Annotated in this window: 11 protein-coding genes; 6 read left to right on the plus strand and 5 right to left on the minus strand. The window is 66.4% G+C overall.

Going from position 1 to position 12,995, the window contains the following annotated elements; translation table 11 throughout:
- Positions 1-79: 79 nt before the first annotated feature.
- Together A5779_RS31750 and A5779_RS31755 are read left to right on the plus strand one after the other, a co-directional pair.
- On the plus strand, positions 80-322 hold the full coding sequence (locus A5779_RS31750) for a hypothetical protein (RefSeq protein ID WP_110777958.1): 243 nt from the start codon (positions 80-82) through the stop codon (positions 320-322).
- A gap of 25 nt (positions 323-347) precedes the next feature.
- A complete protein-coding gene (locus A5779_RS31755) occupies positions 348-2,123 on the plus strand; it encodes a molybdopterin-dependent oxidoreductase (RefSeq protein ID WP_082941938.1) in 1,776 nt (591 codons plus the stop codon).
- Positions 2,124-2,175: 52 nt separating this feature from the next.
- Here the strand turns inward: A5779_RS31755 and A5779_RS31760 are convergent, their stop codons facing one another.
- Positions 2,176-4,551: a lysylphosphatidylglycerol synthase transmembrane domain-containing protein gene (locus A5779_RS31760; protein ID WP_064887930.1), complete on the minus strand. Its 2,376-nt coding sequence runs from the start codon at positions 4,549-4,551 to the stop codon at positions 2,176-2,178.
- A gap of 247 nt (positions 4,552-4,798) precedes the next feature.
- Between A5779_RS31760 and stpK7 the strand changes: the two genes are divergently transcribed.
- Entirely contained in the window at positions 4,799-6,598 is a 1,800-nt protein-coding gene (gene stpK7 / locus A5779_RS31765; RefSeq protein WP_064887932.1) for a serine/threonine protein kinase StpK7, read from the plus strand.
- Positions 6,599-6,611: 13 nt separating this feature from the next.
- Here stpK7 and A5779_RS31770 read toward each other — a convergent pair whose 3' ends face one another.
- On the minus strand, positions 6,612-7,292 hold the full coding sequence (locus tag A5779_RS31770) for a sensor domain-containing protein (RefSeq protein WP_064887933.1): 681 nt from the start codon (positions 7,290-7,292) through the stop codon (positions 6,612-6,614).
- Between the two features lie 249 nt (positions 7,293-7,541).
- Here A5779_RS31770 and A5779_RS31775 point away from each other — a divergent pair, with 249 nt between their 5' ends.
- The gene (locus A5779_RS31775) at positions 7,542-8,645 is read left to right on the plus strand and encodes a fatty acid desaturase family protein (RefSeq protein WP_064887935.1); all 1,104 of its coding nucleotides are present in this window, start codon (positions 7,542-7,544) and stop codon (positions 8,643-8,645) included.
- Between the two features lie 195 nt (positions 8,646-8,840).
- Here A5779_RS31775 and A5779_RS31780 read toward each other — a convergent pair whose 3' ends face one another.
- Positions 8,841-9,494 (minus strand): hypothetical protein, encoded by a 654-nt coding sequence (locus A5779_RS31780; RefSeq protein ID WP_207549149.1) that lies wholly within the window; start codon positions 9,492-9,494, stop codon positions 8,841-8,843.
- A 128-nt stretch (positions 9,495-9,622) separates the two neighbouring features.
- Positions 9,623-10,288, minus strand: coding sequence for a sensor domain-containing protein (locus A5779_RS31785; protein WP_064887938.1), 666 nt, complete (start codon positions 10,286-10,288; stop codon positions 9,623-9,625).
- Between the two features lie 337 nt (positions 10,289-10,625).
- Between A5779_RS31785 and A5779_RS31790 the strand changes: the two genes are divergently transcribed.
- Both A5779_RS31790 and A5779_RS31795 read left to right on the plus strand, forming a co-directional pair.
- Positions 10,626-10,838 (plus strand): hypothetical protein, encoded by a 213-nt coding sequence (locus tag A5779_RS31790; RefSeq protein WP_064887940.1) that lies wholly within the window; start codon positions 10,626-10,628, stop codon positions 10,836-10,838.
- A gap of 78 nt (positions 10,839-10,916) precedes the next feature.
- A complete protein-coding gene (locus tag A5779_RS31795; RefSeq protein ID WP_064887942.1) occupies positions 10,917-12,269 on the plus strand; it encodes a cytochrome P450 in 1,353 nt (450 codons plus the stop codon).
- Here the strand turns inward: A5779_RS31795 and A5779_RS31800 are convergent.
- Positions 12,266-12,994, minus strand: coding sequence for a hypothetical protein (locus A5779_RS31800; protein ID WP_064887944.1), 729 nt, complete (start codon positions 12,992-12,994; stop codon positions 12,266-12,268). The genes A5779_RS31795 and A5779_RS31800 overlap by 4 nt on opposite strands.
- Position 12,995: the final 1 nt, after the last annotated feature.

A 12,995-nucleotide genomic window follows, 5' to 3' on the forward strand; every position in this document is an offset into this window, starting at 1 on the left:
CTCCGCCACAGGAAATGCCCAGCCAGCAGGCCTACCGTGAGGGAAGAGCCATACAAAAACATATGGAAGGTGGCAGATCATGCGAATAGTCCCTGCCGCCGCGCTGGCCATGGCCGGCGTCGCGGCGTCGCTCATCTTTGCGCCCCTCGCGGGAGCCGCACCGGTACCGACCGGCAGTCAGCACATTGGACCGGCGCCGCAGTCGTGCACCACCACCAACGTGGGTAGTGAGTGCATCTCACCAGGAAACGCGCAGATCAACGATGCTCCGCCGTTCGTCAACAATTTCCCGATGTATGGGGACTTCCCGTGGATCCTGTGATGCGCGGTGATGAGGAGGTCGGGGCATGGCCGTCGACAATCGGCTGGAGGCACTCCTAGATAACGATCGGCCCGTCGGGGCGCTGCGAGAATCCGTCGATGAACGGCAGTTCGCCGGCGGCATTCCCCGGGCACCTGCCCGGTTCCCGATGGTTCGGCTGGGCCGACGCTGGGTCAACGGATTGTGGCTGGTGCTTGTCGGTGCCGTCGCGTTGATCGTCGTCGTGGTGGTGGCCCAACAATTACGGCAGTACGGCTGGATGCAGGACTTCCTGGCCCGCTATCCGGGTACGTCGACCAGCTATGCGCCCGCGGTCACCACCGGGTTCCCGGCGTGGCTGCGTTGGCAGCATTTCTTCAACATCGTCTTCATGATGTTCATCCTGCGCTCAGGATTGCAGATCCTGGCCGACCATCCGCGGCTCTATGTGAACTCGGGTTGCCGGCCGGGCACCGAGTGGCTCAGGTTGCGTGGCGCGGTCCCCGAAGACCGGCTGGACAAGGCCGACGCACCACGTCTGTGGACCTCCAAGGACGACGCGGTGACCCTGCCGAAGTGGTTGGGAATACCGGGTATTCGTCACTCGATCGGGCTGGCCCGGTGGTGGCATTTCAGCTTCGACCTGTTGTGGTTGGTGAACGGAGCGGTGTTCTACGTGCTGCTGTTCAGCACCGGGCAGTGGCACCGGATCGTGCCGCAATCGTGGGATGTCTTTCCCAACGCAGTGTCGGCCGCGGTGCAGTACGCGTCGCTGAATTTCCCGGTCAACCAAGGCTTTACCGTCTACAACGGTCTGCAGGTGTTGGCGTACTTCATCACCGTGTTCGTTGCGGCGCCGCTCGCGTTCATCACCGGCCTGCTGCAGGCGCCGGCCGTTGCCGCACGGTTCGGCACCGGCCGCGGACCGCTCAACCGCCAGGTGGCCCGAACTGTGCATTTCGTGGTGTGGCTGTGGATGGTCGGTTTCATCGTCGCCCACGTCACCATGGTGCTCAGCACGGGCGCGTTGGCCAACCTCAACCACATCACCCTCGGCAGTGACACCCGGTCTCTTCGGGCGGTGGCTGTTGTCGGGGTGGCCGTCGCGATCGTGCTCGGGTTGTGGTTGGCGGCAACACCATTGACGTTGCGCTATCCGCGACTGGTGCAGAACGTCGGGCGGTTCACCGTCGGTTGGGCCAAGGCCTGGATGGAGCGGACCCACCCCCGGGCGTCGTACCGGGACAAGGACATCACCCCGTACTTCTGGGCCAATGGCCGACTGCCCGACAGCGAGCGGTACCGGCGGTTGCGGGACGGCGGCTGGTCGCAGTACACGCTGCAGGTGGCGGGGCTGGTGGCCAATGCGGTCGAGCTGTCCTACGCAGAGTTGTTGGCACTGCCCAAACATGAACAGATCACCCAGCACTACTGCATTCAGGGCTGGTCGGGGGTGGCCAAGTGGGGCGGTGTCCGGATGGCCGACATCCTGGCGCTGGTGCGGCCGCTACCGGAGGCGAAGTGGGTGGTGTTCTACTCGTTGGCCGACGGCGCCGAACCCGGCCATGGGCGCTACTACGACTGCCACCGCATCGAGCACATGCGTGAGCCCATGGCGTTGCTGGCCTACGAGATGAACGGCGAACCGCTCAGCGAGGCGCACGGTGCGCCGCTGCGCCTACGAAATGAGTTGGAACTCGGCTTCAAACAGGTCAAGTGGATCGAGGCCGTCGAATTCGTGGCGGATTTCCGGACGGTCGGATGGGGCCGTGGCGGCTACAACGAGGACCACGAATACTTCGGCCATCGGATGCCGATTTAGGCGGTTCGGGCCAATGGTCCAGTGCCCGCCGGCCGGGACACACCGACGGGCGTCAGATCATCTCGTTCTTTGTCAGCCACCGCATCACGGGCCAGCCGATGAACACCGGCAGCCAGCAGGTCAGCACCCGGTAGAGCAGCACTGCGGGCACCGCGATCGCAGCGGGCACGCCGAACGCCGCCAGGCCACCGATCAGGGCCGCCTCGACGGCGCCGACACCGCCGGGGGTGGGGGCCGCCGAGGCCAGGGTGCCGCCGACCATCGTCACGACTGTCACGGTGACGAACGAGGTGGTTCCGCCGAATGCCTCGACGCTGGCCCAGAGTGCCAGGGCCGCACCGAGAGTCGTACCTGCGGCGCCCAACACGATGAGTGCGAGCCGTTGCGGTTCGCGGGCCAGTTTCACCAGGTCCTCGGTGACCTCTTCGAGCTTGGGTCGCACCGAGGACGACAGCCAGCGCCGCAGTTTGGGTACGGCCAGGAATGCGCCGATGAGACCGAGGGCCAACCCCGCGATCAGGTACAGGATCGTGGAACTCGGGACGAAGTGCGACAGGTCGGCGGAGGCTCCGGCCGCGGTGCTGAACAGGATGAGCAGGATCACGTGCACGATCACCTGCACCGACTGCTGCAGGGCCACTGCGGCGGTGGCGCGCGCCGTGCTCAGCCCGCCCTTCTGTAGGAACCGCGTGCTCAAGGCGAGGCCGCCGACGCCCGCGGGTGTGGTGGTGGCGGCAAAGGTATTGGCCACCTGCATGATCGACAGATTGCGAAAGCTGACCAGCCCATCGGCGCACGCCCACAGGGCGGCCGCCGCACCCACATAGGTCAGCGCCGAGACGGTCAGCCCGAGCAGGGCCCACGCCCAGTTGACGGTGCGCAGTTCGGAAAAGAAGGTCGGCACGGTGCTGATGAACGGGTAGGCCACGTACACCAGGGCACCCAACAGCACCAGCTGGATCACCTGGGTTCGGGTGAACCGCGTGATGGTCTCGGTCTGGATCTGGTCGGCACCGGTCTGGCGTTTCACCTCGTCGCGCGCGGCGGTCATGATGGCCTTGGCGTCGGGAACGGCGTCGCGGACCCGGGACGGCACGGCGGCCTTCGTCAGTCGCCGCGACGCGGTCAGCACGGCCTCGCGACCGAACGCGTCGATCGCCGCGGCAACGGCAGACTGCGGGTCGTACAGCGCCGTGGTGGTGACGAGTAGTTGGGCGATGTCGGACTGCAATTGGGCGTCGGTGGCGCCGTATTCGGCGCTGCCGAAGCCGCCGAACAGCACGGCACTGTCGTCGACGGTGATCTCCTTGCTGCGGAGGTCGCCGTGGGAGATCTGGTGGTCGTGCAGGGTGCGCAGCGCGTTCCACACCCGCCCGACCGTGGTCTCGTCGATGCACTGGTCCAGCGGGATTCCGCGTTTGCGGTTGTGCGCGTACAGGGTCCAGCCGCGGTCGAGCGCGGCCACCGACATGGTCGAGGTACTGGCCAGGCCCAGGTCGCCGATCGCGATGGCCATCAGCGCCCGGTGCTCGACGGCGCGGCGCATCGAGGTCTGTAGGGGGGCGGTCTCGTTGGAACGCAGGCGCAGCTTCCGCCACACCTGGCGCACGGCGCCGCCGCTCTGTTGATTGGGGCCGTAGAGCTCGATGACAGCACTGGAGTCAGGATCCTGGGAGGCCGCGTCGAGCATCAGTGGTCCGGCGCCGGCCGGGCGCACCACGGTGAACGAGGAGACGACGAAGCCGCGCCGGGCCAGGGCGCGCACCGCGCCGTCGAGCGGGACCTCCAGCGCCGGGGTGCCGACGATCCACACCACCAGGGCGCCGACGAACCAGCCGGCGGCCAGACCCAGTAGAGAGCGGGCCGGCACCACGGCGCTGACCACGAGGTGGATGGGCACGAACGCCAGCAGCAGCGTCCACCACCAGCGCCGCAGTCGCCGGGACAGCCACGGCCCGGAGACGGTCAGGACCGCGGCCAGCATGCCGATCCAGCGCGGGTCGTCGAGGAACTGCGACAACTGGGAGCTGAGCCGGTCGGACAGGTCGAAATGCCATCGGGGTGCGGCGATGCCGTTGGCGGTAATCGACAGCGACAACATGGTGATCAGCGCCGCGGCCGCGTATGCGCCGAGCAGTTTCCACTGCCGGCCCAGGATCAGGCTGACCAGGATCACGAATGGCAGCGCCAGGATCGCGATGCCGTACGCGAGGTAGACCAGATTGGACTGGGTGGGGGTCAGCACGCCGACGATCTTGGAGATCGACTTTTCCAGCGCCACCCATTCGTAGCGGGTGATCAGTGAGCTGGTGATCACGGTGGCCAGGAAGATCGCGGCCAGTGTCAGACGCAGGATGTCGTTGGTGCGACGGGTCGGCGGTTGCAGGAGGCTGCCGGTGACGGTGATGTCCCGTCCGTCAACGCGCATGTTCCCCCTTCCTGGCCCGGTATCGAGACGCGCTATCAAAGCCCGCGACCAAGGTAGCGGGATCGGATGCGGATATCGGCATTTGATCGCCATCTGGACCGTTACGAATTCACATCGTTCTCATCTGTCACCGCAGGCGACAATTTTTGCTCGCTCGATGTGATCTAGAGCGACGCATGCGGCAAACGTGATGTAACTTCGATCGACATGCCGACGCCGAATTGGCCGGTCCGGAGGAGTTGAACGGGTGGATTCGACCCCATTCGGGCACTATCAGCTGCAGAAGCTGATCGGTCGGGGCGGAATGGGCGAGGTTTACCGGGCCTACGATTCCGACACCGACCGCATCGTTGCGCTCAAGGTCCTGCCGCCGCACCTGGCGCAGGATTCGACGTTCCAGGAACGGTTCCGCCGCGAGTCGCACGCCGCGGCGGGCGTGAGCAATCCGCATGTGGTGCCCATCCACGGCTACGGCGAGATCGACGGGCGGCTCTATCTGGACATGCGGCTGATCGAGGGCCGCAACCTCGGCGCCATGCTCACCAAGACCGGCAAGCCACTGGACCCGGCGTTCGTGGTCGGCATGGTGGAGCAGGTGGCCGAGGCGCTCGACGGGGCGCATGCGGCCGGGCTGATCCATCGGGACGTCAAACCGTCGAACATCCTGATCGCCGACAACGACTTCGTGTACCTGATCGATTTCGGGCTGGCCCGCACCGCGGGTGATTCGGGCATGACCACTGCGGGCAGCACGCTGGGCACGTTGGCCTACATGGCGCCGGAGCGGTTCGACGGCGGCAAGGTCGATCTGCGTTCGGACGTCTACGCATTGGCGTGCGTGCTCTATGAATGCCTCACCGGGGAACGGCCCTATCCCTCCGACAGCCTTGAACAGCAGATCGCCGGGCACATGGTGTCCCCGGCGCCGCGGGCGTCGGAGAAGGATCCGCGGCTGGCGGCCTTCGACGAGGTGATCGCCAAGGGCATGGCCAAGAAGCCGTCCAAGCGTTATCAGAGTGCCGGGGCGCTGGCGGCGGCGGCGCGGGCCGCGCTGCAGGTGCCGGTGCGCACCACCGGGCGGTCGGGTCGCCATTCGGCGCAACGGGTTCCGACCCGGGTGCGGGTGTCGAAGAAGGTGACCGTGATCGCCGGTGCGACCGTTCTGGTGGCCGCGCTGTGCGCGGTGGGGGTGTGGCAGCTGCGCGATGACGGTTCGGATCGTGTCGCCAATACGGTCGGGTCAGCCGGATCCGGACCGGTGCAGGCGCCGACGGGTGCGGTCGACGAGGTCGCGAAGACCGTGCCGTCCGGCATCCGTGACTCCGGTCGATTGGTGGTCGGGGTGAACGTGCCCTACGCGCCCAACGAATTCAAGAATTCGAGCGGCGAGATCGTCGGGTTCGACATCGATCTGATGAAGGCGGTGACCCGCACGATGGGGCTGGTGCCCGACTTCCGCGAGACCGGTTTCGAGGGGATCCTGCCGTCGGTGGCCGACGGCAATTTCAACGTCGGCATGTCGTCCATGACCGATACCGCCGAGCGCGAGAATCAGGCCGACTTCGTCACCTACTTCGAGGCGGGCACGCTGTGGGCGCGACGCCCCGGCTCATCGGCAGACCCGGGCTCGCCGTGCGGACTGCGAGTTGGGGTGGCGTACAGCACGATTCAGGACACGCAGGAGATCCCGGCCAAATCGGACGCTTGTGTGGCAGCGGGTTTGCCGCCGATCGAGAAAGTGGTCCGAACCCATCAGGACGAGGTGACGGCCGCGCTGATCGCCGGTGAGGCGGACGCCATGACCGCCGATTCACCCGTCACGGGGTTCGCGATCAAGCTGAGCGGCGGTGCGTTGGAGCCGGCCGGTGAGGTGTTCGACGCGGCGCCCTACGGTTGGCCGGTGGCCAAGGGTTCCGGTCTGGCCGAATCGTTGCGGCTGGCGCTGGAGCACGTGATGGACACCGGCGAGTACCGCACGATCGCCACGATGTGGGGCGTGGAGAAGGGCATGATCACCCAGCCGGTGATCAATGGGGCTGCCCCTTGAGCGTTTTCCGTCCTCAGACCGCGTTGCGTCCGGCGATGGCCTTGGCCAGCTGCACGACCTGGCCGTCGGTGAGATTGGTTCCCGTGATCCGGACGTCGACCACGAGGTTGTCGACGGCCAGGATCGCGCGCCGGCTGCCCTGCTGCGGGCTGAAGGGTGACTGCTCGTTGGTGACATCGATATCGTCGACGACGCTCGGGTTTCCGAGCACGTAGGTGCTTGGTCGGCGGTTGCCGTCGTAGCTGATCTTGAGGCTGTCCCCGGCGCACTGCCGCCAGGTGTCGACCGTGCGGCTGACGAGTGTCCTTGCCGCCGTGGGGGTATCGAAGGCGGTGACAGCCTGGTCGACCTCGAGGTCGTCGCCTTCGTCGGCGAACAGCGACTCGCGGAACTGCCGGAAGCCGCTGTCGCGGTACACCTCGTCCATGGCGTTGCCGATCACGGCCAGGCACACCGGGCGCGAGGCGTGCTCGTCGGCGTCGAGCCGGGCGGGCTGGCGTAGTGCTGTCTTGGAGTGCAGGTCCGAGGTGGCGAGGATGGTGTTGAGTTCCGATTCGCTGGCCAGCATGCTGCCCAGGACGTCGACCTGTGAGCCGGTGTCGTCCTCGGTTGGCTTGGTGCCGCACCCGGTGAGCGCGGAACCGGCCAGCGTAATGGCCGCGATGGCCGCTACGGCCGCCCGCTTCACGTCCATCTGCCCCCCTTGATCGTGTTTGCTGATCGTAAACGGTCAGAGGGGCCCGGCGCAGCGCTCCAGCGTTGCTGCGGCATCTGTGGACACACCGGTCTCAGCAGCACCACGAACGGGACTTTCGCGGCGCGCCGGCGCTCGCGTCTCGTGCCCTGACCTCGTGCTGTGGCAGGGATCCGCATCCGCCTCTAGGCTGAGGGGACTCACCCAGGTGGCCCGGACCATGCCGCCGTACACAGACGGACCGGGAAACTGACTATCAGCCATATCGCGGCATACGCGAAGTTGAGCCGCGCGGACATCGACGCCATCGCGGCCGAGCTCGATACCATCCGCAGCGACGTCGAGGAGTCTCTGGGTGCTCGGGATGCCGCCTATATTCGACGCACCATCGTGTTCCAGCGGGCGCTCGAGGTGGCCGCGCGGCTACTGATCGCAGGCACCCGGTCGAAGGCCGGTCTGCTTGCCGGGACGGTGACGCTGGCCTATGCGAAATCCGTCGAGAACATGGAGATCGGGCACAACGTCGGCCATGGCCAGTGGGATTGGATGAACGATCCCGAGATTCACTCCAGCACCTGGGAGTGGGACATGGTGGGCCCGTCGGCGCAATGGCGGTATTCGCACAATTACCACCACCACGTGTTCAGCAACGTGCTGGGCGTGGACGACGACCTCGGCTTCGGCATCCTCCGGATGAGCCGCGACCAGCAGTGGGAACCTCAACATCTGGTGCAACCTTTGCGAAATGTGCTGTTGGCGCTCATTTTCGAGTGGGGGATAGCCCTGCACGACTTGTACTCCGCTCAGGACCGGGCGGACACCGAAGCCGGCAGGAAAGCTGCGGGGCAGAAGTTTCGCGCCAAGATCGGGCGGCAGCTCACCAAGGACTACGTCGTCTTTCCAGCGCTGAGCCTGGGGCGTTGGCGGCGGTCCCTGGTCGCGAATCTGGGCGCGAACGTGCTGCGCAATCTCTGGGCGTATCTGGTGATCTTCTGTGGGCATTTTCCCGACGGTGCCGAGAGGTTCACTCCGGAAACGCTGCAGGAGGAGAGCCGCGGTGAGTGGTACCTGCGGCAGATGCTGGGCGCGGCGAACTTCAAAGCCGGTCCGGTACTGGCCTTTTCAAGTGGAAATCTGTGCTATCAGATCGAGCACCATTTGTTCCCGGACCTGCCCAGTAATCGCTTGCCGGAGATCAGCGTGCGGGTGCGCGCATTGTGCGAGAAGTACGACCTGCCCTACACCAGCGGGTCTCTGCCCCGGCAGTATCTGCAGACACTGCGGACGATCTTCAAACTCGCACTGCCCAATGCGGGGTGGCGATCACTGTTCGGAGCGGCGCCACCCGTCTGACCGGGATCCCGAAAAGGAACTTTACTTCTGCAGTCCCTGTGCCGTTGACGGTCGAACAGGGAGAAGCTGTCGATCAGCGGATGGCGCGCCCTGTACCCCCAGTAGACGCCGATATGGGAGCAGTGTCAACGTTCTTGGAATAGTCGTTGTAATACATTGTGGTGCAATGTTTTTCGGTTTCGCGGACGGTGCCGCTCACACCTCGTCGACACCTATCGACGCCGGGGCGGCGACACCGCAGGCGGCGGCGAACTGCACCGGGTTGAGGCCGTCGGCGGAGTTCATGTCGCAGTTGCCGAATGGCGGTGCGCCCTGCGGTAATCCGAAACCGAACCCGCTGCCGTCGGTGTACTGATGGGCGACCTTGCCCGGATAATCGGGGTTGCTCCCGTATGCGGCGATGATGAGCCGGAGCCCGCTGGGCTTGGTGCGCCACATGCTGTTGAGGTCACCGACGTTGCCGTAGCCGATGATGCGGGCTCGGTCGCCGGCGTAATCGGCGAGGTTCGCGTACAGCAGGTTGATCCAATCCGAGCCGTCGCCGCGCGGGTTACCGCCCTGTTCGACGTCGAGCATGAGCGCGATGCGCGGGTGCAGGCCCCCGTTGGCGTCGATCATCGCGCGCACGGTGGTGGCGTTGGCCAACCAGTTGGGCCGGCAGTAGGTGTAGACGATGCCGAACACCAGCCGCCCGGAACTCAGCGCACCGCGCATCCAGGCGTAGTTGGCCGCGAAATTGTGGTCGCGGTACGTGCCGTCGCTGACCCGGATCGACAGCACCTGATACGGGTAACTGTCGTCGACCGGTTGTTGCCACTCGGAGACGTCGGCGAACAGGGTGTCCTTGATGACGGCGGCGGTCTGTACCACCCGCGGGACTCGGCCGGACATGCGCCGCTTCCCCCGCGGGACCCGTTGATTCACAGCACCGCTGGGCATGGTCGTACTCCTATGACCAGGGTAGGCCGGGGCCGGGGTCAGAGTGCGTTGCGGCCGGCGATGATCTTGGCCAGCTGCACGGTCTGCTGGTCGGTGATGTCGTTGCCGCTGATCCGCAGGTCGACGACGAGGTTGTCGACCGCCAGGATCGCCCGGTGGGTGATGCGGTCGGTGACGTCCACGGGTTCGTCGTGCGTGATGTCGACACCGTCGAGCACGCTCGGGACGGCCATCCAGCGGGCGTCCTGCGTTTTGCCGCCGTCGTAGCTGAAGGTCAGGGTGTCGTTGCCGCAGCGGCGCCAGATGTCGACGGTGCGGGCCACCACGTCCTTGGCGGCCTTGGAAGTATCGAACTTGGCGATGGCCTGGTCGACCTCCACGTCGTCGGCGTCGTCGGCCAGTTGGGTTTCGCGGAACTCGCGGTAACCGCTGGGGCCGTAGATCCACTCCATCGCGTTGCCGATGACAACCATGCACTCGGGGCGGGAGACGGGCTCGTAATTGGCATTCGTCATCGGGGAACGCAGTGCGGTCTTCGGCCGGACCTTGGCGTTCATCACGGTGTTGATCTCGGATTCACTGGCCATCATGCTGCCCAGCACGTCGACGTGAGTGCCGTCGGAATCAGGGGCTGTGGGGGTGCAGGCGGTGAGCAGGGCAGTGCACAGCGCCAGGCCGGCCGCCGCGTTGCGATGAGCGCTCATCAGGTCCCCCTTGGATCTGTTTGCTGATCCTAAACGCCATCGCGGGGTGCACCAGACGGTAATCGGTGACCAGAGGGTGAACTGGCTCGCGCGGCTCGCCCGTTCGGCACTCGCGCCCGTTTCTACATCCGGGTCGTGATGGTCGAGCTGTCACGACCCAGTGGTGGAAAACGGCGCGGCTCGCAGCTTGCTCGTTCCCCCGATCGGAGGACATGGGATTCGTCCGGCCGATGGGCCGGTCGGTCGATACAGGCGCGGGCCGGATCGGCGCATTCTTATTTCAACGCCGGAACACACCGGAACAACACCAAAAGCCTTATCCGACAAAGGAGTCGACATGAGCACCATCGCCCGCCGCATCGCCGCAGGATTCACTCTGGCCGCCGCTCCCGCGCTGATCGCCCTGGGCGCCGCCACCGCTCATGCCGATTCCGCCACCCTGAACGCCGGCCCGTCGGTCAGCGCGCATCAGGCCTTCCCGCACCAGCACAACATGCCCCAGCCCGGGTCCGCGACCCATCACCACCACCAGCGCAACCACGCCAAGTAGGCCTGGGGGAGGCAAGGCCCGGACGCAAGCCGGCGTCCGGGCCTTTGGTATGCGGTCGACGGCTCGTATGGTGGGTTTATGGGCGGTACCGCGTCACTACCGCCGGGGCCGCCGTTGCCCCGGGTCGTACAGGCCGCGTTGATGATGCATTACTGGCCGCGTTTCGTTTCGGCCTGCCGCCGCCGCGACGGCGACGTGTTCACGCTGCGGGTCGCGGCGATGGGCACGATGGTGTACCTGGCCGACCCGGCCGACATCAAGGTGGTGTTCGCCGGGGATCCGACGATTTTCCATGCCGGGGAAGCGAATTCGGTGCTCAGTGCGCTGCTGGGTGACAGCTCGGTGTTGGTCATCGACGAGGACGAGCACCACGAACGCCGCCGGCAGATGCTGCCGCCGTTCCACCGCGACGCGGTGGCCCGCCAGACCGAGATCATGGCCGAGATCGCCGCGGAAAACATCGCGGGCTGGCCGGTGGGAACCGCGTTCCCGGCGGCACCGAAGATGGCCGAGATCACCCTGGAGGTGATCTTGCGAACCGTGATCGGGGCATCGGATCCGGCCCGGCTGGCCGCGCTGCGGGAGGTGATGCCGCGGCTGCTCCGGGTGGGGCCGTGGGAGTTGATGGCGGTCGCCCGGCCGGCCCTGATGCAGCGACGCCCGTGGCGGGCGCTGCGGCGAAACATCGAAGAGGCCAACCGGCTGCTGGGCGCGGAGATCTCCGAGCGTCGCGCCGACCCGGAGCTGGCGACCCGCACCGATGTGCTGGCCATGCTGGTGCGTTCCACCGATGAGCGCGGGCACACCATGACCGACCGTGAACTGCGCGATCAGCTGATGACGTTGCTGGTCGCCGGGCATGAGACGACAGCGACCGCGTTGTCGTGGGCGCTGGAACGGCTGACCCGTAACCCGGGAGTGCTGGACAAGGCGGTAGAGGCCGCACGAACCGGCGACGACGAGTACCTCGACGCCGTGGCGAAGGAAACCCTGCGGATCCGACCGGTGGTGTTCGACGTGGGGCGGCTGCTGAAACAGCCGGTCGAGGTGGCCGGTCACCGGTTGCCGGCCGGGGTGATGGTGGCCCCGGGTATCGGACTGGTGCACGAACGCGACGACGTGTATCCCGACGCCGACAAATTCGATCCGGACCGGATGCTCGGCGCGACGCTGGGGCCCACCACCTGGTTCCCGTTCGGCGGCGGCAACCGTCGTTGCCTGGGCGCGACGTTCGCGACGGTCGAGCTGCGGGTGGTGCTACGCGAAATCCTATGCCGGGTCGACCTTTTCACCACGACCGCGGCCGACGAAGGGCAGCGCGTCAAACACGTCACGCTGGTCCCGAACCGTGGGGCACGGGTCTGTGTGCGGGCGCTACGGGAGGTGCCGTCCGCCAGCGCTGCTCAGGCGTCGCTGGCGGGGGAGGGCTAGTCCACCTCGAATCGAACGAGCACGAGGGCGTCGAGCTGCTCGGCGAACTCACCTGGCGGGTCTGGATCGTCGTCGCGGAATACCTGAACACCCATTCCCGGTGGCACATCTGGGGACAGACACAAGCGCAGGCCGCTATAGGTCCGAGTGACCATCAGCAACCGGTCGGCTGCCGGGCCCTCATCCCACTCCGGGACGTCGTCGGGGTCGCCGTCGGCCACGGCCTCGGCCAGGGTTGGCATCGCGTCCACGGCCATCAAGCCAAAGGACTGCCCGTCGGGCACGGTGAACGAGCCATGGACTGTGCGATAGAAATCGGCCAGCTCGGCCGGAGCCGCCGACCACAGCTCCGGGTACCGCGCAACCGCCTCTGCCGTCGGCGGCTCACCGACCCATACCGCAACGGTGCGCTGGGCCTGTTTGTATCCCACGTCGGCGAATCGGAAGACAAACTCGACGACATAGACGAGCACTGGTCGGTCATCGCGCTGACCCACCCATGCGTCGACCAGGAACTCTTGCAGCACCCCCCAAAATCGCGGGACCAATGTCCGCGCGCCGTCGGTCCACAGCGACAGCGCCGCCACCGCACGCACGCTCGGATCGGCCGCGTCGAACACCGGTAGCCACGACGCAGGGATCATCTCCCGCTGCTCGGGTGCTAGACGGGACACGGCCGAGCCGCGGCGGAACTGTTCGTCGATCTCCTCGTCGGTCACGCCCATG

It is taken from the genome of Mycolicibacterium peregrinum (assembly GCF_001665625.1).
Lineage (GTDB): Bacteria > Actinomycetota > Actinomycetes > Mycobacteriales > Mycobacteriaceae > Mycobacterium > Mycobacterium peregrinum_B.

What these genes read in the sequence shown, in the direction of transcription:
- A5779_RS31750 (WP_110777958.1), top strand. Translation starts at nt 80, where the DNA reads ATGCGAATAGTCCCTGCCGCCGCGCTGGCCATGGCCGGCGTCGCGGCG.
- A5779_RS31755 (WP_082941938.1), top strand. Translation starts at nt 348, where the DNA reads ATGGCCGTCGACAATCGGCTGGAGGCACTCCTAGATAACGATCGGCCC.
- A5779_RS31760 (WP_064887930.1), bottom strand. Translation starts at nt 4,551, where the DNA reads ATGCGCGTTGACGGACGGGACATCACCGTCACCGGCAGCCTCCTGCAA.
- A5779_RS31770 (WP_064887933.1), bottom strand. Translation starts at nt 7,292, where the DNA reads ATGGACGTGAAGCGGGCGGCCGTAGCGGCCATCGCGGCCATTACGCTG.
- A5779_RS31785 (WP_064887938.1), bottom strand. Translation starts at nt 10,288, where the DNA reads ATGAGCGCTCATCGCAACGCGGCGGCCGGCCTGGCGCTGTGCACTGCC.
- A5779_RS31790 (WP_064887940.1), top strand. Translation starts at nt 10,626, where the DNA reads ATGAGCACCATCGCCCGCCGCATCGCCGCAGGATTCACTCTGGCCGCC.
- A5779_RS31795 (WP_064887942.1), top strand. Translation starts at nt 10,917, where the DNA reads ATGGGCGGTACCGCGTCACTACCGCCGGGGCCGCCGTTGCCCCGGGTC.
- A5779_RS31800 (WP_064887944.1), bottom strand. Translation starts at nt 12,994, where the DNA reads ATGGGCGTGACCGACGAGGAGATCGACGAACAGTTCCGCCGCGGCTCG.